The organism is Veillonella parvula, assembly GCF_001553335.1.
In the GTDB taxonomy this organism is placed as follows: domain Bacteria; phylum Bacillota; class Negativicutes; order Veillonellales; family Veillonellaceae; genus Veillonella; species Veillonella parvula_S.
Genome location: NZ_KQ960812.1, coordinates 1 through 24,281, shown reverse-complemented (window position 1 = coordinate 24,281; position 24,281 = coordinate 1). Strand labels below are relative to the sequence as shown.

28 protein-coding genes are annotated in these 24,281 nt (G+C 39.1%); 27 read left to right on the top strand and 1 reads right to left on the bottom strand.

Features of this window, described 5'->3' with window-relative positions:
* Nucleotides 1–160: 160 nt before the first annotated feature.
* Nucleotides 161–688, top strand: coding sequence for an ECF transporter S component (locus HMPREF1865_RS09160; protein WP_008603416.1), 528 nt, complete (start codon nt 161–163; stop codon nt 686–688).
* A 188-nt stretch (nt 689–876) separates the two neighbouring features.
* Here the strand turns inward: HMPREF1865_RS09160 and HMPREF1865_RS09155 are convergent, their stop codons facing one another.
* Nucleotides 877–2,202 (bottom strand): FAD-containing oxidoreductase, encoded by a 1,326-nt coding sequence (locus HMPREF1865_RS09155; RefSeq protein WP_060919895.1) that lies wholly within the window; start codon nt 2,200–2,202, stop codon nt 877–879.
* A 299-nt stretch (nt 2,203–2,501) separates the two neighbouring features.
* Between HMPREF1865_RS09155 and ylxM the strand changes: the two genes are divergently transcribed.
* From ylxM to HMPREF1865_RS09025, 26 genes are all read left to right on the top strand, one after another.
* Nucleotides 2,502–2,837, top strand: coding sequence for a YlxM family DNA-binding protein (gene ylxM / locus HMPREF1865_RS09150; protein WP_004698456.1), 336 nt, complete (start codon nt 2,502–2,504; stop codon nt 2,835–2,837).
* Nucleotides 2,827–4,179 carry a signal recognition particle protein gene (gene ffh, locus HMPREF1865_RS09145; protein WP_012864101.1) on the top strand — a complete coding sequence of 451 codons (1,353 nt, stop codon included), beginning with the start codon at nt 2,827–2,829 and terminating at the stop codon, nt 4,177–4,179. Before ylxM ends, ffh begins: the two co-directional genes overlap by 11 nt.
* A gap of 60 nt (nt 4,180–4,239) precedes the next feature.
* The gene (gene rpsP / locus HMPREF1865_RS09140; protein WP_004695565.1) at nt 4,240–4,503 is read left to right on the top strand and encodes a 30S ribosomal protein S16; all 264 of its coding nucleotides are present in this window, start codon (nt 4,240–4,242) and stop codon (nt 4,501–4,503) included.
* Nucleotides 4,504–4,524: 21 nt separating this feature from the next.
* Nucleotides 4,525–4,752, top strand: a complete 228-nt coding sequence (locus HMPREF1865_RS09135; protein WP_004695567.1) for a KH domain-containing protein — start codon at nt 4,525–4,527, stop codon at nt 4,750–4,752.
* A gap of 14 nt (nt 4,753–4,766) precedes the next feature.
* Entirely contained in the window at nt 4,767–5,174 is a 408-nt protein-coding gene (locus tag HMPREF1865_RS09130) for a YlqD family protein (protein WP_004695569.1), read from the top strand.
* Entirely contained in the window at nt 5,174–5,671 is a 498-nt protein-coding gene (gene rimM, locus HMPREF1865_RS09125) for a ribosome maturation factor RimM (protein ID WP_004698509.1), read from the top strand. The genes HMPREF1865_RS09130 and rimM overlap by 1 nt, the downstream gene beginning before the upstream one ends.
* A 120-nt stretch (nt 5,672–5,791) precedes the next feature.
* Nucleotides 5,792–6,607, top strand: coding sequence for a tRNA (guanosine(37)-N1)-methyltransferase TrmD (gene trmD / locus HMPREF1865_RS09120; protein WP_060919894.1), 816 nt, complete (start codon nt 5,792–5,794; stop codon nt 6,605–6,607).
* On the top strand, nt 6,604–7,650 hold the full coding sequence (locus HMPREF1865_RS09115; RefSeq protein WP_060919893.1) for a DUF4178 domain-containing protein: 1,047 nt from the start codon (nt 6,604–6,606) through the stop codon (nt 7,648–7,650). Before trmD ends, HMPREF1865_RS09115 begins: the two co-directional genes overlap by 4 nt.
* A 43-nt stretch (nt 7,651–7,693) precedes the next feature.
* Complete coding sequence (locus HMPREF1865_RS09110; RefSeq protein ID WP_004698457.1) at nt 7,694–8,266, top strand: hypothetical protein; 573 nt, start codon at nt 7,694–7,696, stop codon at nt 8,264–8,266.
* A gap of 14 nt (nt 8,267–8,280) precedes the next feature.
* Nucleotides 8,281–9,588 (top strand): glutathionylspermidine synthase family protein, encoded by a 1,308-nt coding sequence (locus HMPREF1865_RS09105; RefSeq protein ID WP_060919892.1) that lies wholly within the window; start codon nt 8,281–8,283, stop codon nt 9,586–9,588.
* Nucleotides 9,589–9,690: 102 nt separating this feature from the next.
* A complete protein-coding gene (locus HMPREF1865_RS09100) occupies nt 9,691–10,761 on the top strand; it encodes a hypothetical protein (RefSeq protein WP_039965490.1) in 1,071 nt (356 codons plus the stop codon).
* Between the two features lie 10 nt (nt 10,762–10,771).
* The gene (locus HMPREF1865_RS09095) at nt 10,772–11,203 is read left to right on the top strand and encodes a DUF350 domain-containing protein (protein WP_004698434.1); all 432 of its coding nucleotides are present in this window, start codon (nt 10,772–10,774) and stop codon (nt 11,201–11,203) included.
* 11 nt (nt 11,204–11,214) lie between these two features.
* Complete coding sequence (locus HMPREF1865_RS09090) at nt 11,215–11,775, top strand: hypothetical protein (protein WP_008603403.1); 561 nt, start codon at nt 11,215–11,217, stop codon at nt 11,773–11,775.
* Between the two features lie 58 nt (nt 11,776–11,833).
* Complete coding sequence (locus HMPREF1865_RS09085; RefSeq protein WP_008603401.1) at nt 11,834–12,406, top strand: RNA methyltransferase; 573 nt, start codon at nt 11,834–11,836, stop codon at nt 12,404–12,406.
* Nucleotides 12,407–12,415: 9 nt separating this feature from the next.
* A complete protein-coding gene (locus HMPREF1865_RS09080; protein ID WP_060919891.1) occupies nt 12,416–13,150 on the top strand; it encodes a YebC/PmpR family DNA-binding transcriptional regulator in 735 nt (244 codons plus the stop codon).
* A 203-nt stretch (nt 13,151–13,353) separates the two neighbouring features.
* Nucleotides 13,354–13,848 (top strand): crossover junction endodeoxyribonuclease RuvC, encoded by a 495-nt coding sequence (ruvC, locus tag HMPREF1865_RS09075; protein WP_060919890.1) that lies wholly within the window; start codon nt 13,354–13,356, stop codon nt 13,846–13,848.
* Nucleotides 13,848–14,456, top strand: a complete 609-nt coding sequence (ruvA, locus tag HMPREF1865_RS09070; RefSeq protein WP_060919889.1) for a Holliday junction branch migration protein RuvA — start codon at nt 13,848–13,850, stop codon at nt 14,454–14,456. The genes ruvC and ruvA overlap by 1 nt, the downstream gene beginning before the upstream one ends.
* A 2-nt stretch (nt 14,457–14,458) precedes the next feature.
* A complete protein-coding gene (gene ruvB, locus HMPREF1865_RS09065) occupies nt 14,459–15,463 on the top strand; it encodes a Holliday junction branch migration DNA helicase RuvB (protein WP_004695590.1) in 1,005 nt (334 codons plus the stop codon).
* A gap of 2 nt (nt 15,464–15,465) precedes the next feature.
* Complete coding sequence (locus HMPREF1865_RS09060) at nt 15,466–17,256, top strand: SpoIID/LytB domain-containing protein (RefSeq protein WP_060919888.1); 1,791 nt, start codon at nt 15,466–15,468, stop codon at nt 17,254–17,256.
* A gap of 11 nt (nt 17,257–17,267) precedes the next feature.
* Nucleotides 17,268–18,293 (top strand): tRNA preQ1(34) S-adenosylmethionine ribosyltransferase-isomerase QueA, encoded by a 1,026-nt coding sequence (queA, locus tag HMPREF1865_RS09055; protein ID WP_060919887.1) that lies wholly within the window; start codon nt 17,268–17,270, stop codon nt 18,291–18,293.
* Nucleotides 18,294–18,301: 8 nt separating this feature from the next.
* Nucleotides 18,302–19,417, top strand: a complete 1,116-nt coding sequence (gene tgt / locus HMPREF1865_RS09050; RefSeq protein ID WP_060919886.1) for a tRNA guanosine(34) transglycosylase Tgt — start codon at nt 18,302–18,304, stop codon at nt 19,415–19,417.
* 77 nt (nt 19,418–19,494) lie between these two features.
* On the top strand, nt 19,495–19,785 hold the full coding sequence (yajC, locus tag HMPREF1865_RS09045) for a preprotein translocase subunit YajC (RefSeq protein ID WP_004695596.1): 291 nt from the start codon (nt 19,495–19,497) through the stop codon (nt 19,783–19,785).
* Nucleotides 19,785–20,351, top strand: a complete 567-nt coding sequence (locus HMPREF1865_RS09040; RefSeq protein WP_004695599.1) for a 5-formyltetrahydrofolate cyclo-ligase — start codon at nt 19,785–19,787, stop codon at nt 20,349–20,351. The genes yajC and HMPREF1865_RS09040 overlap by 1 nt, the downstream gene beginning before the upstream one ends.
* A gap of 18 nt (nt 20,352–20,369) precedes the next feature.
* On the top strand, nt 20,370–21,644 hold the full coding sequence (gene secD / locus HMPREF1865_RS09035) for a protein translocase subunit SecD (protein WP_004695600.1): 1,275 nt from the start codon (nt 20,370–20,372) through the stop codon (nt 21,642–21,644).
* Nucleotides 21,641–22,534, top strand: coding sequence for a protein translocase subunit SecF (secF, locus tag HMPREF1865_RS09030; RefSeq protein WP_004695602.1), 894 nt, complete (start codon nt 21,641–21,643; stop codon nt 22,532–22,534). The genes secD and secF overlap by 4 nt, the downstream gene beginning before the upstream one ends.
* 231 nt (nt 22,535–22,765) lie before the next feature.
* Complete coding sequence (locus HMPREF1865_RS09025) at nt 22,766–23,941, top strand: MFS transporter (RefSeq protein ID WP_060919885.1); 1,176 nt, start codon at nt 22,766–22,768, stop codon at nt 23,939–23,941.
* Nucleotides 23,942–24,281: the final 340 nt, after the last annotated feature.

Below are 24,281 nucleotides of genomic sequence, written 5' to 3'. Positions count from 1 at the left end.
GGTGCTTTATTATATCTACAGACATATAGTTAAGTATATATTTATATCTTGTATTGAGACGTGAAATGGATATTTAATTCCTACGATGATGGTGTTTTTAGACGGCTTATGATTTGTTATACTGAATATAGTGATTGATTTAAAAGAGAGGTTCATGATTATGAAATTAAGTACTCGAGACATTGTCTATATTGGCTTTATTGCCGCGTTATGTGCAGTGGCTACTACAATTCGCATTGAAATACCAGGTGGCGCTATGGTTCATTTAGGATCTGCTGCACTCTTTACAACATCTATCCTCTTTGGTGGATTATATGGCGGCTTAGGTGCGGCAATTGGATCTGCACTATTTGATCTCTTTGGTGGTCATACGCAGTATATCGTATTCTCTTTCTTTATTAAAGGCATTGCAGGACTTATCGTAGGTGGTATGACTGCAGGCTATTTGCCACCCTCTATTACAAAACCAACGGCATCCTTTGGTCGTATTTTAGTAGCCCTTATTATTGGTGCTGTTTGGACCGCTTTTGGCTACTTCCTTGCGTGGTGGTTCGTTCTTGAAAGTGCGGTCGTGGCGGCTAGTAAAATTCAATACTCTTTGATTACAAGTGCCGCAGGAATTGTGGTTGCTATTGTATTAACCCCTAAATTACAAACGATAGTGCGCAGATTGTTTACTAAAAATTAATTGCTACAATGTCTTAGCATGTTTTAGTTAGGCACTGCTAAAAAAGCTATAATAATCTGATACATTGATAAATAAACTATCATATCGATAAATACAAAAGCCTTTAGTTGCTAAATTAGTTTAGCGTCTAAAGGCTTTTTGGTTAGGTTATTATTTTATAATTAGTGATTGTATTAGCTATTAAATTATTAGAAATTACAAAGGTCGTTTAAGTTTTCTGCCATTGTAGGGTGTGTGAAGATTTGATTTTTGAAATATGTATATGGAATGTTATTATCCATAGCCATTTTAATTAAGTTAATCAATTCTTCTGCGCCTTGGGAATAGAGTGTAGCGCCCAGGATTAAGTCGTTATCCGCATCCACAACAATTTTAAAGGCGCCTTTTAAATAGTCGTTTACATGTGCTCTAGGCATGGTAGCTACGAGCATTTCTTTCGTTTTAACCGTATATCCTTGGTTGATTGCATCTTCTTCTGTAAGACCTACACGAGAAAGTGGAGGTGTTAAGAAGGTAGTATAAGGAATATTTTTACGATCTTTTAAGGTATACTGGCTGTTACCAGTAAGTGCGCCAAATACGATACGGAAGTCATCAAGAGATATATATGTGAATTGAGGACCACCGTTTACATCACCGACTGCGTATACACCAGGGACGGAGCTTTCACAAGTATCATTAACTACAATAGCACCGCGTTCGTTAGTAGCGATGTCCGTATGTTCTAAACCAATATTAGCCGTATTGGCTTTGCGACCTGTAGCGTATAGAACAGCATCAAAAGTGTAGTTTTGATTATTAGCGGTGATAACTGGTTTGTCTCCATCATTGGATACAGATTCTAATGTTACATTATTAAGAATGGTAATGCCTTGTTCAGTTAAGTACTCGTTAGCTAGTTCTTGAACGATAGGTTCTTCGCGTTTTAAGATGCTAGATTCGATGTTGAATACAGTTACCTTAGCACCAAGTTTTGCATATAGGCTGGCAAATTCAAGACCGATAGGACCAGCGCCGATAACACCTAATGTACTAGGTTGAGTAGGTAATTGTTGAATTTCTGTACTATTATAGAAACCTATAGCCGTATCAATGCCAGAAATATTAGGTTTAATCGCTACAGCACCAGTGTTTATAACGATAGTGTCAGCAGATAATATAATCTTATCCTCGCCAGCGGTAACGGCGATTTCTTTATTGCTAATAAATGCACCATGCCCAGTATAGACATCGACATGTTCATTTGTATCTAACATACCGAAGTTTTTATTGCGTAAGCGAGATGTAACAACTTCACGTTGGTTTAATACTTGATCGTATGATAAGCCTTTTGATGCGGCAATGATCATCGTCTTAGTAGGGATACATGCGATATTAATACATGTACCACCGTACATTAGAGGATTTTCTTCAATCATGGCTACAGATTTGCCCATAGAGCCAAATTTTGCGGCTAAGGTTTTACCAGCTTTGCCGAAACCTAAGACGATAATGTCATATTGTTTGGTATTCATACAATACCTCCTATCTTTTATATTGAAAATATTAGATATTGATATTATAGCATATTATTATAAATATAAAAGTAGAAATTAGAATTAATTAGCATTGATTATGAATTAAATTTGTCTAGAATGATTATGTTAAGGTAGTCAATTAGTTTATTGGTTTTTTGTTAAAGGGGATGAGATAGCTTGTATATCTGTGATTATATCAATAAATTAAGTGTGTTAAGTATTTCTACTTGACACATTTCTTTATGTACGGTAGTATATGTAAAGTAATATGACTTGACAGTGATGGAGGTGGCGAAATGGAAGAACGAGTGCTCATAAGTTTGCTCTTAGATTTCTATGGGCCATTGTTGACGGACAAGCAACGCATGTCCTTACAACTTCACCACGAAGATGATATGTCCCTTGGCGAGATTGCTGAGGAATTAGGCGTATCACGACAGGCTGTACACGATAATTTACAGCGTGCTCGACACATTTTAAATGATTACGAATCAAAATTGCACTTGGTGGCACAATATGAACAACGGGAAGGCTTGCTTTCACAGTTGAAAGCAACATTGCCTAAAGAGGTGTTGTCCGAAACTAAGGTGCAACAAGTATTGGCGCAAATGGAGGGATATTATGGCATTTGATAGCTTGTCAGAAAAACTGCAAGAAGCCTTTCAATCCTTAAAGGGGAAGGGCAAAATTACAGAAGATGATGTCAATCTTGCGTTGCGTCAGGTACGTACGGCTCTATTAGAAGCGGACGTTAATTTTATGGTAGCGAAGGACTTTGTTAAGTCCATTAAGGAAAAGGCCCTCGGTGAAGAGGTGTTCGGTTCCTTGAATCCAGCTCAAACGGTTATTAAAATCGTAAATGATGAGTTAACGGCTCTCTTAGGTGGTACACAAAGTCGTATCATGATTTCTAGCAAGCCACCAACAATTATTATGCTCGTTGGTTTGCAAGGTGCTGGTAAAACCACAACAGCTGGTAAACTAGCTGTATACTTACGCAAACAAGGTAAACGTCCGATGCTTGTCGCTGCCGACGTATATCGTCCAGCTGCGATTACTCAGTTGCAAGTTGTAGGTAAGCAAATTGATATTCCAGTATTTTCGGATGAAACACCTGGTGCAAATCCAGTAGATATTGCGCGTCGTGCCGTAGAGCAAAGCACGCATATGTTGAAAGATGTTGTTATTATCGATACAGCAGGTCGTTTGGCAATTGATGAAGTCCTCATGGATGAGTTGTCCAATATCAAAGCTGCTGTTCGACCTCATGAAATTCTACTCGTTGTAGATTCTATGATCGGTCAAGATGCGGTAACAACAGCGCAAACATTTAATGAAAAATTAGGTGTTGATGGTGTTATCCTTACTAAACTTGATGGTGATGCGCGCGGTGGTGCTGCATTATCTATCAAAGCTGTAACAGGCTTGCCAATCAAGTTCACTGGTGTGAGCGAAAAAATGGATGGTTTCGATGTATTCTATCCAGATCGCATGGCTTCTCGTATCCTAGATTTGGGCGACTTTAAAACGTTGATTGAAAATGTTCAAGGTGCCATCGATGAAGAAGAAGCTCGTGAAATGGCAAAGAAAATGGCTAAAAACAATTTCACTTTGGATGACTTCTTAAAACAGATGAACCAGGTGAGAAAGTTAGGGCCATTACAAAATATTATTGGCATGTTGCCAGGTATGGGGCAAATTAAGGACCAATTAAAGGACCTTGATTTGAATAGTAAAGAGGTGCGTCGTATTGAGGCTATCATTACATCCATGACGGCGGCAGAGCGAGAAAATCCAAGTATTCTTAATGGTTCTCGCCGCAAGCGTATTGCATTAGGTTCTGGTACACAGGTTCAAGATGTAAATCGCTTGTTGAAACAATTTGAAGAAGCGCGGAAGATGATGAAGCGCATGCAAGGTTTACGTGGCGGTAAGGGCGGTTTCCCTGGAATGCCTAAATTGCCGTTTATGTAATACATGGGCAGGGGCGCTGAACTTGTCCATCCACATCAGTATAAGGAGGTGAATTTCACAATGTTAAAAATTCGTTTGACTCGTTTAGGTGCTAAAAAAGCTCCTTTCTACCGTATCGTAGTTGCTGACGCACGTGCTCCACGTGAAGGTCGTCCTGTTGACACAATTGGTCAATATGATGCTACTAAACAACCAGCTATCGTTAATGTAGACGAAGAAAAAGCTTTGGCTTGGTTAGCTAAAGGTGCTCAGCCTACTGACACTGTTCGCTCCTTGTTCAAAAAACAAGGCGTTATGCAAAAATTTGCAGACGCTAAAAAGTAATTAATAGAGAGGCATACTGTGATGATAGAATTAATTTCATTAATTGCGAAATCATTAGTGAAGCAGCCTGATGCCGTTTCTGTTACCATGGTCCAAAAGGGGAATGTGGAAGTTTACGAACTTCATGTAGCCCCAGAGGATATGGGTAAAGTCATCGGAAAGCAAGGTAGAATTGCTAAAGCGATTCGCTCTGTGGTGAAAGCGGCGGCTATTAAAGAGAACAAAAAGATATCTGTTGATATTGTCTAAAAGGGAGTATTCCAATGGAAGAAATGACATTACGTGTCCCTGTAGCAGTAAAAGCAAAAGTAACAGACGACTTGAAAGCGAAAATTGTATCCGATCTTGAAACTCGCCTTGATATGGTAAATAAAGATTTGGAAGCAATTGAGTTTCAAGCCCAACGTATTTTGGCTGATGCAGCTAAAGTTGATGCTACAAGTCTTACTGCTATTCGTCAACAAATCGACGAAGAAAAAAATAAACGCTTGGCTTTCAAAGAAGAAGTAACAGCTAAATTGAAGGATGCTAAGGAGTTGTCTTTAGGAACTGAAATTCCTCAAGGTACATTAGAGCAAACAGTTACCGTTAAAATCGGGGATAATTTGGATGCCTTGATGGGCGCTGAAATCCTATTAGAAGACGGTAAGATCGTTGCGTTTCGTCAATAATGAAGCATAACGATTTTATCACAATAGGTGTTATCATCGCCCCGCACGGTGTGCGGGGTGATCTTCGTATTATGCCTCAAACCGATTTTCCAGAACGGTTTATGCATATGGATGCCTGTTACATCGATGGTAAAGAATACCACGTTGCATCCGCACGATTTCACAAGCAATTTGTTTTAGCATCTTTTAAGGAAATTCCTGATCGCAATACGGCTGAACTATTCAGTAAGAAAGCAATTCAAGTTCGTCGTGAAGATTTAGTGGAATTGCCAGAAGGTCGTTACTATATTTTTGATATCATTGGTCTTGAGGTACAAGATACTATGGGTAACGTGCTTGGCACAGTTACTGATGTATTACAACCTGGTGCTAATGATGTATATGTGGTCTCCAAAGATGGGGAACCAGATCAATTATTTGCAGCCATTGAAGAGGTCGTTAAAGACATCGATGTGGAAAATAAATTGATGATCGTAGATCCGCCTGAATGGATATAATCCTTTGGGCGGTTTTGTTTTATCTACATATAGGTATATTAGCGTAAAAGTTATATAATATAGCTATATATAGATAATACTAATGGGTTAATGTGAGTTAATAAGTACAGGGGACGGTTTATGCGTATTGATATTGTATCTTTATTTCCAGATTTTTTTGATGCGTTTTTTAATCATTCCATCATAAAACGAGCTATTGAGACAGAACGTCTATCTGTGGGTGTAACGAATCCTCGAGATTTTAGCCATAATAAGCATGGCCAAGTAGATGATACACCATATGGTGGTGGGGCTGGTATGCTTATGATGGCACCTCCTATTTTTGAAGCCGTAGAATCCGTTATTGCTCAATATGATAGTGATATTAATGATATTTATACCACAGATGAGATGTGTGATGAAATGAGTCTTATTGGTAATCCTAATGAAAGTATACGACGTCGTATTATCTTTATGGGACCTACAGGACAGCCTTTCACACAGGAGAAGGCTCGTGAATTGGCTAGCTATGATCAAGTGGTCCTTATTTGTGGTCATTATGAAGGTGTAGATTATCGCGTAGAGAAACATCTTGTAGATGAAACGATTTCTATTGGTGATTATGTATTGACCGGTGGTGAGTTGCCAGCTATGGTAGTTACTGATGCAGTGGCTCGCATGATTCCCGGTGTATTAGGCGCAGCTAGTGGGGCCCAAGAGGATTCCTTTTATGAGCCCCTTTTAGAATGCCCACAATATACAAAACCACCAGAATTTAGAGGTTGGACTGTACCAGATGTATTACGCAGTGGTCATCATAAAAATATTGCTGCATGGCGTCAAAAAGAAGCACTGAAACGAACCCGCTTGTTGAGACCTGACTTATTAGAACGACCATTAACAAAAGAGGAAGTTAAACTGTTAAAAGAAATTGTTGCAGAAGAGTCTAGGCTATGAAATTTAAGTGTTATGATGTTGTAGAGATTCAGGGAAAACGATATGTAGTCGGGGAGGTCATTTCTTATCAAGAGTTTATCGTTGATAAAACAATACGTTATGACCTTAATGATGAAAATTATAAAAAAGAACTGGGTGTTTCCAAAGGAGCTCAGTCTTGGACAGAATATGGTCTTATGCCCGTTAATGGAACGGATAAAAAATGGCTTACCATTGTAAACGGTGAAAAAGAATATTGCACTTTTTCTGAAACAGTTTTACGTTCAACCCCTCCTGCAGGATATAGACTACATGATAAAGGTATAGAACGTGTCGTAGCTGTGGAGGGACAATCGAAGGCTAGAAGTGGCGACGAAGCAGATTATAAAGAATATAGATCAATTAAAAAGGATAAAACCTATGTATTCTTTATTGAGGGCTGGCATGGTGGTTTGACGGACCAAGCTCAAGGTGAGAGGATTCGTTTGTCTGATGTACATCGACGGCGAGATCAGGCTGCTCAAACAGCGAGTAAAAAGATTCGTAATGCAGCTCGCAGAAAAGAATGGACACGATTGGGTCTGAGTTGGGGAATCATTTTATTCTTTTTTGGATATTTGTTTATAGGAGATATGTCTTGGCATGAATTGCGTGATGAAGTAGGATTCCCATATACCATGGAAGAGCGCATTAAAGATTCCTATTATTATGAACCGCAAGGTACAAAAGACGGTTTGATGGTATATACGTCAAAGCAAGATCCAAATGCAACGGCTATCGATCTTATCGATGCTGTGTATGGCAAGGTTTATACCATTAAACAAGATACTAAGTCCCCTGAGCAGTGGATTGTCATTTATACGACTAAAGATGTATCTGTTATTAGTGTGGTTAATGGCACTACGTATGTTGAAGTGGGGCAATTAAAAAACTTGTCAGATTCGGAGGATAGGCGTATAGCGACTATTAGAAATGACAGTGAAATATTGTTACGATATGCGTATATGGTGGAGTTAAAGAATAAGCAGGGTCGTAAGACGTTATCAAATATAATAAAAGATTGATATAGTATTGATTTCAGTTACGAAATCAAACGAAGGAATTTATATGTATGAACCAAGTAAGAATACTGTTTACATAGCCATAGCCTTTACATCTATAGCAGCTCTAGTAGGCGCTTATTCGTATTGGGACGATGTTAGCTATGCTCTATGTGATATGGTCAAACCAGAATTAAATAATGGTGAAGTACGGCTCGTTGATGATGAAGGTAAAAGCTATACCTTGATTAATCACGGTGATGGAAAAGAAACTGCGCTCTATGATGATGCAGAAAAATCTGTTACCTTTCATCGTGATGAGAAAGGCAATATTATATGGGATGCAGGCTTAGCCAGTTTGATTCCAACTTTGGCGGTAGGTTACTATGCGTTCCATGGCTTTTCAGCTCCAACGGCATATATGGATGCACCCAGTATGACCTATCGTGCTACATCGCCACTTACATCTTTTGATGCAAATACAGACGCTAGCAAATCTAATAGTGCAAGAGTGGCTAGGACTATTAATGAGATGACTAGAAATCGTTACAATACTAAAACGAGTAGTCGGGCACATAGAATTGGTGAAAAGTATGGCTTTGGTAGTGTAGGGGCTCGAACTTCGAGCGGTGCCTCTTAATGAAAGGATGAACAATGAAATCCTATATTGATGAGCTTGATAGAAATATATTTAATTTCGTGGAATATGAAGGGTATGATGATCGTTATCCGTCATTGTCTATGCAGGCCTTTTCATCCGACTTTTACGATGAAATTCGTCATGCTTCACGTAGATTATTTCAAATATTTTGTAAAGCTGCAAAAGTATTTCAAATGGCCCCAGATGATTTTGCACGAAACATGGATATGCCAGACAATTTAATTCCTTATTTACATAAGTCGAATGCCTTAGGGTTACCGACGTGGTTATCTCGCTTTGATTTTGTTCTCGATGTAAATGGCAATTTGCGCATGGTAGAACTTAATGCGGATACGCCATGTTTTCTCATTGAAAGCTATTATGCCAATGAAGTTGCAGCTAACTATGTAGGACGAAAACATCCTAATATAGAATGCCGAAAAGAATTACATACATTTTTAAAGCGCATGTATGATGCTGTTTTATCTGCTAAGTATGGTAGAAACAAATATGAATCTATGCGGGCAAATAGAGAAAGACTACCTAAGGATCCCTTTGTATTCTCCTGCTTTCATGATTATTTTGAAGACTACGGTACAACACAATTCCTTATGAAGGAATTAAAAACAGCCTGTCCTGAGGCAGACACGCGATTCATATCCTTTTATGATATGAAGATTGATGATGAGGGCATTCCTTTAGCTGATTGTAGTCATGCGACTCTATTGTATCGATTGCATCCTATGGAACTTTTAATTGATGAACAAACACCAGATAATGAACCTTTGGGTGAGATGTTTTTAGATCTTTACGAGGAGAATAGATTTGCTCTTTTTAATCCGCCAGAGGCAATTATTTTACAAAACAAATCATTTATGTCTTTAGTGTATGCGTTGTATTTAACAGATCAATTTTTTACGAAACCAGATCGAGATATCATTGAGCGTTATTTGGCACCATCCTATTTTGAAAATGATTTTTCCTCTCTTGATGATGGCCTTTATATTCAAAAGGAGATTTGGGGGCGTGAAGGAAAGCATGTACAAGTTGTTCAAAAGCGTGGTGATACATCTGAGCTTTACATGGAAAAGCTAGTTGATAACTATGACGATATCATTTGTCGTGATAGTAAAAAGGTTATGTATCAAGATTTTATACAGCAGAAACGTTTTACTCATACAGTGGATTGTGGAGTGAAAGATGGATTTTTAACCTTATCCTGTTTTATGCTTGGTGATCAAGCTTCCGCGGTAGGATGCCGTTTTTCTCCGGAAGAGATAGCTGGTACAGAAGCATACTTTGTACCATTATTAATAGAGTAAGCGAAATACTATGAAATTTGTGACCATATAGTATGGGCAAACGAATGATAATAGGTGTATTTAGTAGCAGTCGTGCTTATGTCTACTTTAGCGAGGGTGCGTATGGAGTTTAATTGTTATGATGTCTTAGAGGTTCATGGCAGCCGTTATGTAATCACTGAGAAAATTAAATATATAGAGATTATTCCAAAAGCAGATAAGGAACAATCCTATAGGGGCCAGCCGTCTATGACAAAATCACCAGGTGATTATTGGCATGAATATGGACTAGAGGCTGTTGAGGGAATCGATAAAATATGGTTAACCATTGAGTACAATGATAATGAATGGTGTACCGTATCTAGAACATCCTTTCATACACGGCCGGGGAAAGATTTTACATTACATCAAATCGGCTTAGAAAAGGTTGTCGATGTGGATGGTGAAAGTGGTGCCTCCGTAGGGGACCGCGCAGGATATAGAGAATATCAGCTACCTTGTGAAGGTGGTGCTAGTGTATTTTTTGAAGAAGAGTGGTTTGAAGGTAAAAAAATGTTTGCCGAAGGATCACGAGTACCCTTGGTGAACATTCGTCTTTGTAATGATGCAGCCGCTCAAGCTATTAAGCAAAAGATGCGTAACAAATCAATGAAAAAGAGGTTTGGATCTATTGCTGTTGGCGTGGGGTATGGTGTACTATTTTTACTATTTCTATTTTGGTCGGACAATGATTTGTCTTGGCATAGTATACGCGCTATGTTTGGAGTGCCTTACACGGCAAAAGAACATATGCATGACACATCTGCATATTATACAAAAACAGATTCGGATAGCGACTATGTATACACGTCTACACTAGATCCTGTTAGTACCGCATTAGACTTGATTGATTCTGTGAATGGTGATATTAAGAATGAGCGGGATAACTTAGAAGAGGGACATGAAGTTATTGTATTTTATTCTGGGGACTTGGTGTATCTCATCACTAATACGGATGGACAAACTAGGGTTAAGGTATGTGAACAATCAAAATTAACACAAGAGGATTGGAAAATTATTGATCGTACATTAATCAGCTCTCATATGCTCGATAACTATGCGACCATGGTTCGACTAGGGGATAATACGGGACGCGAACGATTGTATCCTACCAGCAACTCTAACAACACATCCAATACAAAATTATATTATTAGGAGGCTTATTATGATTTATATACCAGATGTATTATTGACAATTTTTTATGCTTGTTTTGGCATTATGCTGATGTTAACTGCGAATACGGTTATCGATTTCTTCGTACCTGGTAAATTTAGTGAAGAAATTAAGCGTGGTAATTGTGCTGTGGCGTGGCTTTCAGCGGGATCATTTATCGGTATCGGTGAAATTTTGCGCGCTGTTATTATGTCACCAGCCGTGACTACGGCTGATACGTCCCTGTTACATGGCATTGTAGCCAGTGTTGTATACGCTGTGCTAGGTATTATACTATTTGTAACGGGCTATATGTTTATCAATATTTGGCATCGTAAATATAAATTGTCTGAAGAAATTATGCGTGGTAATACAGCGGCTGGTATTCTTGTATTTGGCATTTTCGTAGGTCTTGCCCTTGTTATTAGCGGTGCTGTGCACTAAGGGAGTGTTCTATGTATAAGCCAAGTAAGAAAACCATATACCTTACAGGTGCTTTCGCTGCCGTTGCTGGTCTTGTAGGTGTATATTCCTACTGGAATGATATCTCCTATGCTGTGTGCGACAAGGTTTACCCAGAAGCAAATGAAGGGGAGGTTCGATTAAAGGATAATCAAGGAAACCGATATTCTTTATTAAATCATGGTGATGGTAAAGAAACAGCCTTATACGACGATAATCGATCCGTTACCTTTCACCGAGATAATAGTGGCAATTTGGTGTGGGATGCGGGGCTAGCAGGGCTCTTACCAAGTATTGCTGCAGGATATTATATATTTCATGGTTTTAATCCACCTACTGCACGCATGGATGGACGAACTATGACATATCGCATAGCAGCACCATTACAAACGTATGAGGAGCCCTATGTATATACCGCATCAGGGTCGAATGTACATAGCGCTATGGGGCGGAGCTTTTATAGAACTTATGAACGCAATAGAAGTAAAAAGGCGTCTTCCATAGGACAGAAATCTGGATTTGGTAGTGCTGGCGCACGGTCTAGTGCTTCGTAATGGATATGATGGCAATGTATGTTAATGAAGGTTAGTTTAGAATTTAGGAGATATAGTATTGGCTAATTTATATATCGGACTTGTTCATTATCCGATTATGAACAAGCATAAAGAGGTCATTACGACGGCTATTACAAATTATGATATACATGATATTGCACGAGCGGCTATTACCTATGATGTGTCTAAATATTTTGTGATTCACAATATACCTGCGCAGCGTGAGTTGGTGCGTACTATCATGGAACATTGGAAATCTGGATTTGGCTCTACTTACAATCCAGATCGCAAGGATGCTTTCACCGGCGTGGAATTGGTAAATTCAATTGCGGTAGCGGTGCGAACAATTGAAGACATAGAAGGTATAAAACCTATTGTAGCTACAACAGATGCTCGTACTTACGATAATACGATTTCCTATGCACGGATGCGTGAACATCTTGAAAATGAGGGGTGCCCTGTGTTAGTATTATTTGGTACCGGTTATGGTATGACAAAAGAAACGATGGAAAGCTTTGACTATATTTTAGAACCTATATATGGCCATGGTGAATACAATCATTTATCCGTGCGTAGTGCCGTATCAATCATCTTAGATCGGCTGCGGGGCGAAGCATGGTGGAATAAATAGGAGGCGTCTATGTCAGGACATTCTAAATGGGCAAATATTAAACATAAAAAAGGTAAAACCGATGCATTAAAAGCTAAATTGGCTACGAAAATCGGTCGTGAAATTACCGTTGCAGCACGCATGGGTGGTGCAGATCCAACTGGTAATATGCGTTTGAAATTGGCTTTGCAAAAAGCTCGTGAAAATAATATACCTAAGGATAATATTCAACGTGCTATCGACAAAGGTATCGGTGCTACGGACATGAACGCATACGAAGAAATCGTATACGAAGGTTATGGTCCTGCAGGTGTTGCCGTTACCGTTGAAGTTATGACAGATAACCGTAACCGTGCTGCTGCAGACGTGCGCCATGCTTTTTCTAAACAAGGTGGTAACCTTGGTGAAAGCGGCTGTGTAGGTTGGATGTTCAAATCTAAAGGCGTATTCGTTATTGATAAAGAGGGTCATGATGAAGACGAAGTAACAATGCTCGCTCTCGAAGCTGGAGCAGAAGATCTTAAGTCTGAAGATGATGTGTTTGAAATTTATACAACACCAGAGGATTTTGATGCTGTAGAAGCAGCGATTGCTGATGCGGGTATCGAAACTGTAGTAGCTAAAATTACAATGGTTCCAGATACAACGATTGAGTTAGCTGGTGATGATGCTGTAAAAATGCAGAAAATGCTCGACGTATTGGATGATCTTGATGATGTACAAAACGTATATCACAACGGTATTTTGCCAGACGACGAAGAATAAATAAACAGGGGCACTCTATGGGTGCTCCTTTTCTATTGATAAATAAAACTCGGGCATTTATAAAAGTTAAGAAAATTAATATGTCTCATATATAATTCATAGGAAAATTCATGAACTTCGATATGATATTGTGCTATAATAAAATAGATTATGTAATGGAGGTAGGCGATAGCTTATCTCATTTTTAAACTAAGGGGGTTGGGGTGCGTATTATAGGAATTGACCCAGGCACGGCTATATGCGGCTACGGCATTATTGACGTGAAGGGTAGCAAACTAACACCAGTAGCCTATGGGGCTATTACAACTCCTAAGGAATTAACTGATTCACAACGATTGGAAATTCTATTTAATGATCTTAGTGATTTATTGGAGGAATATAAACCAGATAAGTTCGGTGTAGAGGAATTATTTTTTAACCGCAATGTAACAACAGCCATTAAGGTAGGGCAAGCACGTGGTGTTATTTTATTGGCTGCTGAACAACAACGGATTCCTATTTATGAATATACACCATTACAAATTAAACAAGCCGTCACAGGTTATGGTAAAGCTGATAAGAATCAGGTCATTTATATGACGATGAATATTTTGGGGATTCGTGAGAAAATTAAGCCTGATGATACGGCAGATGCATTAGCGGTTGCTATCTGTACGGCTCATAGTTCTCACAATGATAGATTAAAGAGGTTGGTATAATGATAGGGTATGTGCGAGGTATCGTAACACATCTTTTTAAAGAATCGTGCTATGTTGATGTACATGGCGTAGGGTATCGCGTATATGTGCCGACCACTACGCGTCAACAGCTGACAGAGGGCCATGAGGCGACACTATTCACGTATCTTAATGTACGAGAAGATGCGATGCAACTTTATGGCTTTTGGACGGAAGAAGAATATGAGTTGTTTATACTCCTCATTTCTGTTTCTGGTATCGGGCCCAAGGTGGGGCTTGGCATCTTGTCAGGCATGACACCTGAGACTTTCAAATTAGCGATTATCAATGGACAGGTACAGCAATTAACTAAGTTACCTGGCATTGGTAAGAAGTCTGCGGAGCGACTTGTTTTAGAGTTAAAGGATAAAATCGCTAAGATGACACATATTTCTACGGAATCGTCTGCGACTATTCAGCCTGTTGGCGTTGCTGCAAACGGTGCTGTAGGAGAAGCCATTGAAGCCCTCGTATCCTTAGGATACTTGGAACGGGATGTAGCAGATATTGTAGAGTCTTTAGATGATGGTAAGCGTGATGTATCTGAGTTGATAAAAGTCAGCTTAATTGAGCTTGGGAAAGGACGATAAGGATGAATGAGGAAGTACGCCTTGTCGGCAATGGCGAGCACGAAGAGGATATATGGCAATATAGCCTTCGACCTAAGCTTTTTAATGAGTATGTAGGTCAAGAAGAGGCTAAAGGTAATCTAAATGTGTATATTCAAGCGGCAAAACAGCGTGGGGAAGCATTGGATCACGTGCTACTCTATGGGCCTCCAGGCCTTGGCAAGACAACATTAGCAGGGATTATTGCAAATGAATTGGGTGTTAATTTTCGTATAACTTCTGGTCCGGCTATTGAAAAGTCTGGTGACTTAGCTGCAATATTAACAAATTTGGACGACCATGATGTATTATTTATCGATGAAATTCATCGCTTGTCTCGTAGTGTAGAGGAAGTGTTGTACTCTGCTATGGAAGACTATGCTATTGATATTATCATCGGTAAGGGTCCAAGTGCTCGAACTGTGCGCATTGACTTGCCAAAATTTACTTTGGTAGGCGCCACGACTCGAGCGGGTGCTTTGGCAGCTCCATTACGGGACCGATTTGGTATTATTAATCGGTTGGAATATTATAAACAACCAGAGTTAGAGTTTATTGTGTCTCGCGCCGCAGAGATACTTAATATTGGTATTGTGCCAACTGGGGCAAGCGAAATTGCGCGTCGTTCACGAGGAACACCGCGTATCGCAAATCGTCTGCTTAAACGGGTACGCGACTTTGCACAAGTCATTGGTGATGGGGTTATCACTCAAGAAATTGCAGATGAAGCATTACAACGTTTATATGTAGATAAAATGGGACTTGATCGAATTGATCGACGTGTGTTGGAATGTATTATTGAAAAATATGATGGTGGTCCTGTAGGGATTGATACCATTGCGGCGGCCATCAGCGAAGAGAGAGATACCATCGAAGATGTGTATGAACCATATTTGATGCAATTAGGATTTTTAGGACGCACACCGCGTGGGAGGGTAGCTACTAAATTAGCCTATGAGCATTTAGGTATTTCACAGACAGGGAAATAACAATGAAAACAAAACGATTACAATTGATGATAATGGCCACTTTGTTTTTAGGTGTAAACATTGGCGGTGTTTCTATAGCACATGGAGCGACGCTGCAAAATAAAGGTACAGTGGTAACGAAAAAGCCAACGCCAAAATCAACAGTATCTAATACAACTGTATCGAAAGTAAATACGACGAAGAAATCTAGTTTTCGTCCACTTGCTACTAAACCAGCTGCAAAGCCGGTTACAATAACTAAAACGGTTTCTAAGTCAACTGTTGCATCTACGATGGCTAAACCTAGTGCAAAACCGGTTAGTGTAGCAAAGCCTGCTACATCTACAAAGCCGGTAACGCCGGCTAAACCAGTTAGTGAAACAAAATCAACTAGTACTGCGAAATCTAGTACTAATGTAACAGCTGCGAAATCAGCTACTACAGGTAAAGCTACAATGGCTACAAAACCTGCGGCTTCTAGTACTTCGAAGCCAACTGCTAAACCTGCAGTTACTGATGAAAAGCCTGTAGTACAAAAGAGAGCTACTGAAAAAACTGCTACTAAAAAGGTAGTAAAAACAACGGATGCGAATAGCATTCAAGCCAATACAGCAGTTATTACTCGCAACAAAGTGGGCTCCGTAGTGACGCCTGCTACAGAACGCAAAGAAAACATGCCAAATGTACGTGTTCTACTAGGTAGTCGTAGCTCTGATGCTACTGTTACATCTACAGCTAATATGGTTGTGTTGAACAGCGGTAATGGTCAAGTTAGCACAATCAGTGCTAATCGTGGTACATCTATTGGCGTTCGCGGCGGCAAGATTGCTGTAAATGGAAAGGCTATTGATAGTGTAGTTACATTGAAGCCTGCGAATAGTGATGCACCATTTTTGTTCGAAGGTAAAGGTTATCGTGGTGGGCTCACATTACGTGCCAATAATGGAACCATGATGATCATTAACTCTGTGCCTCTTGAGGATTACCTGTATGGTGTTGTTCCACAAGAGGTAGTACCGTCTTGGCCGGCTGCTGCATTAGAAGCGCAAGCCGTAGCAGCTCGCACCTATGCTCTTCATACGATGGAACAAAATAAAGGTAAATTTTATGATGTGAGCAATTCCACGGATCATCAAGTATATAGTGGTGTGAGTGGTGAATCTCAAGCTACCACAAATGCTGTAAATAAAACTAAAGGCATAGTTATGCTTTATGATCAACGTCCTATTAATGCCTTGTTCCATTCCGATGGTGGTGGCTATACAGAGGATAGTGTAAATGTTTGGGGCAGTGATGTGCCATACTTGAAAGGGGTAAAAGACTTTAGTACTGGTACATCTACATCGAATTGGACTGTTACTACCTCTCGTCAAGCTCTTGAAAGTAAACTTAATGCGGCAAGTAAAGGGGTAGGTAAATTGAAGAGCATTCAGTTGACCCCTCTTGGTAAGCCTGGACAACAAACATATGACCGCGGTGTATCAGGTCGTATAAAGAGTGCTACTTTCATAGGTACCTCTGGAAAAACTACTGTAGATGGTGATGCGCTGCGTAGCATTTTAGGTTTAAAATCTACACTGTTTGATTTCTATGTAAATCACAATCCTGCTAAAGGCACGGGTAAGGCTTATCATAGCTTTACTGGCAAGAATGATACTGTTTATATTAAAGGCCACGGTTGGGGTCATGGCCTTGGTATGTCTCAATGGGGCGCTGCGGAAATGGCAAAGCGCGCTAATCCTGGAGATACAAATTATTACCAAACTATTTTGCGTCACTACTATAGTGGCATTACATTGAAGAAAATGTACTAATAAGGATTACGATGAAAGTTACAGATTTTGATTATGAATTGCCAGAGGAACTGATTGCTCAGCATCCTGTAGAACCTCGTGATACAGCACGGCTTTTAACCTTAGATAAGGTAAGTGGTGAAGTTAAACATAAAGGACATTTTTATGATTTACTAGAAGAGCTTCATGAAGGAGATGTGCTTGTATTTAATAATACAAAGGTTATCCCTGCGAGATTATATGGACATCGTCAAGGTTCTGGTGGCAAGGTGGAGGTACTTCTACTCACACCATGTGGTGAAAATCGATGGGAATGCCTTGTTAAACCGGGAAAAAAATGTCCTATCGGGCAAGTTATAGAGTTTGATGACCGCCTAAGTGGAGTTATTATAGATAAAACAGATTTTGGAGGCCGTATCATTCAGTTCACATGCAACGGTGTGTTTGATGATGTGATTCAAGAAATTGGTGAAATGCCATTACCTCCATACATTCATGAAAAGTTAGAAGATAAAGACCGTTATCAAACGGTATATGCTAAGGAGAAAGGCTCTGCTGCAGCACCAACTGCAGGACTTCACTTTACACCTGACCTCTTAGAAAAGATTAAAGCTAAAGGTGTAGAGCTTGAGTTTGTAACCTTACATGTTGGACTTGGCACTTTTAGACCTGTATCGGCAGAGACTATTGAAGACCACGAAATGCATAGTGAGTTCTTTGTTGTACCTCAAGATACGGCGGATCGAATCAATGCAGCCAAACAAAAAGGGTCTCGTATCATTGCCGTAGGTACTACATCGGTGCGTACTCTTGAGTCTGCTACGAATGATGATGGTGTATTACAAGGTATGAGTGGTTGGACTCAAATTTTTATCTATCCTGGCTATAAATTTAAGATGATTGATGCGTTGGTAACGAATTTTCACTTGCCTCAATCTACATTGTTAATGTTGATTAGTGCACTAGCTGGTCGTGAACACTGTTTGGCGGCCTACGAAGAAGCTGTACGTGAACGTTATCGTTTCTTTAGCTTCGGCGATGCTATGTTTATACATTAGGAGGGACTATGCCGAGTATTATTTATGAATTACAAAAGACATGTCCTCATACGGGGGCACGGGCAGGTTTATTGCATACGCCACATGGTACCTTCCAAACACCGATGTTTATGCCTGTAGGCACGCAAGCGACAGTTAAAACTATGACACCAGAAGAACTAAAGGCTATGGGTTCTCAAGTTATTTTGAGTAATACCTATCATTTATTTCTTCGCCCAGGGCCGGAGCTTGTAGAAGAGGCTGGGGGCTTACATAAATTTATGAATTGGGATCAAGCGATTCTTACTGATAGTGGTGGATTCCAAGTATTTAGTTTAGGCGATATGCGCAAAATTACTGAGGATGGTGTTACATTTAGATCCCACATTGATGGATCAAAACAGTTTCTATCTCCTGAAGTGGCTACAAAGGTACAAGAACAATTAGGTTCTGATATTGCGATGGCTTTTGATGAATGTATTCCGTATCCCGCGGATCATGATTATGCGAAACGCTCTACGGCGCGTACAACACGTTGGGCGCATCGTTGCCAAGAGGCTCGTAAAGCTCATGACCGTCAAGGCATGTTTGGTATCGTTCAAGGTGGCATGTACAAAGACTTGCGCAAGCAAAGTGCGGAAGAACTTGTAGCTATGGATTTTGAAGGTTATAGCATCGGCGGTTTATCCGTTGGGGAACCTCATGATTTAATGAATGAAATCTTAGAATATACTACGCCATTATTGCCAACTAACAAGGCTCGTTATTTGATGGGCGTTGGCACCGCAGATTGTCTGGTAGAAGGTGTAACACGTGGAGTTGATATGTTTGATTGTGTATATCCAACTCGTGTTGCTCGAAATGGGATGGCCATGACTTGGAATGGTCGTCTTAATATTCGAAATGCTCAATTTGCTCATGATTGGGGTCCTTTAGAAGAAGGTTGCCAATGTTATACATGTAAAAATTATTCCCGTGCATATATTCGTCACTTATATAAGGCAGAAGAGATTTTGGCATTACGCCTTGTAACATATCATAATCTCTATTTCTTATTAGAGTTTATGCGTCAAATGAGACAAGCTATCTTAGAAGATCGGTTCCCGCAATTTAGAATGCAATTTTGGGATAGCTTTAAAAAATAGTAATTAAGTCTAGTCAAATTTATATTAGGTGGCTATACTAGAAAAGAAATACATATTTATTAACCTAGGAGGATAACATGGGAGATATTCAACAAATCTTGCAAACTAGCTGGCCTATTTTGTTAATGGTAGTAATTTTTTACTTTTTATTGTGGCGTCCACAAAAGAAACAACAAAAAGAGCGTGCTAGCTTGTTAGGTAGTTTAAAAAAAGGCCAAAAAATCGTTACTATTGGTGGTATTTATGGCGAAATTGTTGAACTTGATGATGAAAAAGTCAAGGTACAGGTATCTGAAAAAGTTGAATTAACATTTGCTCGTACAGCAGTTGCTAATGTACTGTCTAAGAAAAACAAGGAAGAAAAATAATGAATACAAAGGAAGCAGTGCGCCAGGCGTGTAAGTCTCAGCGCGCTGCTTTATCCGTTGCTGATTGTAGGTCGTGGACGCCGATGTTGACGAATCAAATCGTTAATAGTCCTGAGTATATATCGGCAAAAAACATTATGGCCTATTTGGCGATGCCTAAAGAGGCCAATTTAGACGATGTGATTCGCCATGCTTTAGAACATGGTAAATCTGTATACGTTCCAGTATGTACTGATAAGACGACTATGATTGCAGTTCGCCTTAAGTCTCTAGAATCTATCACTCGGGGTGTGTTAAATATACGTATTCCCGCTGAGCCATACGATATTATTGATCCGTGTGACTTGGATTTGATTTTAGTGCCTGGTGCTGGCTTTGACCGTCAAGGTGGTCGCATGGGAATGGGGAATGGGTATTATGATCGATTTCTCAAGGAACTTTCACCAAGTACATTTATGGGCGTATGTTGGACTATACAATTATGGGAGACACCAATCCCAATGGAAGCATTAGACCAACGAATGAGTAAAATTGTGACAGAGCAAGGCATTATACATTGTGTATAGCAGAAGGGAGCAACTATTTTGAACGGTAAAGCTATTATCAAGTTTTTAGTAGTCATTGCTGCCATCATTGGATTATTTGCGTATTTTATTCAACCATTAGCAGGCTCTTTGAAACAAGGCCTAGACTTGCAAGGTGGTACGCATATCGTATTGGAAGCAGAGGACTCTGCGACTGGTACAGCTGACAATGATGCAGTGGAACGGGCGAAGCAAATCTTAGAACGTCGTATTAATGAAATGGGTTTATCTGAACCATTGGTACAACGTGAAGGTGCTCGTCGTATTATCATTGAATTGCCAGGTGTAAAAGATCCTGACGAAGCGATTAAACGTATCGGTAAAACAGCGGTCTTGGAATTTAAAAACGACCAAGGTCAAACCGTTATGACTGGTGATGACTTAAAAGATGCTAAAGAAGAGTTAGGTCAAAATAAACAACCACTCGTTGCTATTGAATTAAGTGATGAAGGGGCTAAGAAGTTTGCTGATTTAACATCTAAAAATATTGGTCGTCGTATTGCCATTACATTGGATGGTAAAGAATTGACTAATCCTGTAGTACAACAAGCAATTACAGGTGGTAAAGCCACTATTTCTGGTAGTCAAAGTTTAGAAGAAGCTAAAGACTTAGCTATTTTATTACGTTCCGGTGCATTGCCTGTTAAAATTAATGTATTGGAAGTGCGTACAGTAGGTCCTTCTTTGGGGCAAGACTCCAAGGATAAATCTGTTGTAGCCTTCAGTGCTGGTATTGCAATGATCATGATTTTCTTGGTTATCTTGTATCGTTTTTCTGGCATCGTAGCTAATATAGCATTACTTGTATATGTTATGCTCTTATTACTCGTGTTGGGCAAGGGCTTTAATGCGACTATGACATTGCCAGGTATTGCTGGTATTATCTTATCCATGGGTGTTGCGGTAGATGCAAATATTCTTATCTTTGAACGTTTTAAGGAAGAGGTATTTTCTGGCAAATCTATGCGTGTTGCTATGGAAGCAGGCTTTAGCCGTGCGTTAGCCACAATTACTGATGCAAACGTATCCGTTATCATTACAGCTGGTATCTTAACTATTTTAGGCTCTGGCCCTGTAAAAGGCTTCGCTATCAGCTTAGGCGTAGGTGTTGTGGTGAGTATGTTCACTGCGATTACTGTGAGTCATTTCCTATTGCGCTTATTAATCGATTGTAACTTTACAAACCATCCATTCTGGTTTGGTGCGAATATTTCTCCGAGCACAAGTGCTGACGCATTTGCACCTAAATCTTTGAAAGGAGGTAAACGCAAATGACATTAGACGTAATTAAACATCATCGTTGGTGGTTTGCTATTTCCTCCACACTTGTTATAATCAGCTTAATTTCCATATTTACTAAAGGGTTTAACTTTGGTATTGATTATACTGGTGGTACGATTGTTGAAGTTGTATTTGATCAACCTGTAGAGGTTAGTCAAGTTCGTGACGTTCTAAAAGAATATAATCTTGAAAATGCACAAATTCAGCTTTCCGGTGATACTACTGGTGATACAGCGGGCGAAGACGTAATGATTCGTACACGTAATCTCGAGTCTAGTGAAAGTGCCGCTGTTGTTGATTCTTTGACTAAATCTATTGGTAACAATACAGTTAAACGTATTGAAACTGTAGGAGCTGTAATTGGTTCTGAAGTTACAGAACATGCGTTATTGAATCTTGTTATAGCATTTGCAGCATTAGCGCTATATATTTCTTATCGTTTTGAATATAAGGTTGCCATTTCTGCGTTAGTTGCCATTTTCCATGACTTGATTATGGTTCTTGGTGTTTTCTCTTATTTCCAACTAGAAATTGATGCATCCTTCTTAGCTGCCATTCTTACGGTTGTAGGTTACTCCATGAATGAATCTGTAGTTATCTTTGACCGTGTTCGTGAAAATACGCATACACATAAACGTTCTGATACATTTGCAGATTTGGCGAATGCGTCTATTACACAAAGTATTCACCGTAGTTTCTATACATTGGCTACCGTTATGTTCGCTTGTGTATCCCTTTATCTATTCGGTGGGGACACTACAAAGAACTTTGCCCTTTGCATGATCATCGGTTTTGCTAGTGGTGCGTACTCCTCTATCTGTGTAGCTACATCCTTGTGGGTTATGTGGAAGAGCCGTAATAAAAATGACGTACGTAATCAATAATAAGTTATAAATTATTATTATTGTGTTAATGATTAAAGTATAAGAACCTCTCTGGATTTATTTTTAGAGAGGTTCTTTTGTTTTGCTATCTTTTATTATGTAAAATGGTATAGGTATTTTACAGATAACAGTCATTTTTAACTATATAAAATTTTAAAAGGCTTGTTCTTGAATTCTATAAGATAGAGGCGTAAAATGGCTAGGTGACACGATACAAAAGGAGATACAAATATGGATTCAAATAGATTATGGAGCCCTGCTTTTACTAATTATGGTATTAGTAGTGGTATTTTATATATGACTCAATATGTTCTCGTAGCGGCATTGCCAATCGTAATCACGTCTGAGCTGGCTGGCAGTGATCTTGATGCGGGTTTAGCGATGACATATTTCCAAATTGGTACAATTTTATGTAGGATTTTTGCAGGACGATTAATAGATGGTTTTAATAAGCGTATTGTTCTATTAATATCAACAGCCTTGTTTTTCATTATTATGGGATTATTTAATTTTACTACATCCTTAGAGGCTGTTTTCGTACTACGTGGGTTACATGGTGTTGTGTTTGCCCTTGGAACAACTGTAATGGCTACTCTAGCAGTATTAGTATTACCTCCTAGTCGAAAAGGTGAGGGAGTTAATATGTTTGCTATCTTTTCAAATATAGCAATGGTATTAGGACCTGCTATCGGCCTATATGCTTTATCGTCATACGGTAGTATGGCATTGTACATATTTTTAACGGTTATGACTGGATTGGCTATGGTCTTAAGTAATATTATTCCTCTATCAAAGGAGTTAGCATTACCTAAACAATCAAAATATAAAGGTTGGCATATTTCCCAGTTTATAGAAAATAAAAGTTTACCTTGGGCTTTAATGGGCTTATTTATTGGTTTTACTTATTCTGGTGTTTTAGTTTTTATACCTATAGAACTTAATAGCATGGGGGCAGGAATATGGGGAAGTGCTTTCTTTGCTATTTTTGCGTTGATGATTATTATTAGTCGACCTATAGTAGGAAAAATATATGCTCGATATGGTTCAAAAATTATTATCTATACAGGATTAGGATTATTTATACTAGGCTTATTTGTATTGGGATTAGCTATAACCCCATTAGCTATTCTATTCACCGCTCCATTGTTGGGGTTAGGCTATGGTGCAGCACAACCTGCATTTCAAGCGCTGGCTATACAATCAGCTCCTATTGAGCGTGCGGGTGTATCAACAGCAACATATTTTTTAGCATTAGATATAAGTGTTGGCGCTGGATCAGTTATACTTGCAGTATTAGCTAGTGCGTGGGGCTATCAATATTTATATATGTTCACTGCATTGGTTATGGTGATAGCGCTTGCTTTGTATCATATATGGGTAAAAAGATATACTCCTTTAGAACTATAGTTGTTTAAGGTAAAAATTGGGTAAATAAATATTAGACAAGTTAAAATGGCTTCTAATGAGATATTATGTATAGGATGCAATAAAAATAATGAAAGCAAGATGAAATTTTTGAGATAACAATTTTATATATTGACGTTTATTATATTTATGCTATACTTATACAAGTCATTAGGACACAGCTCAAATGATAAGTATGAAAAACTTCTTAGAAGTTAAAAAAAGCACTTGACGAAATGAGCTGGACTTGATAGAATAATCAAGTCGCCAGTTGATGAAACACTTCGAAGAAAGAGTGTGTAGACTGGTACAGATCTTTGAAAACTGAACAATGATAGGTAAT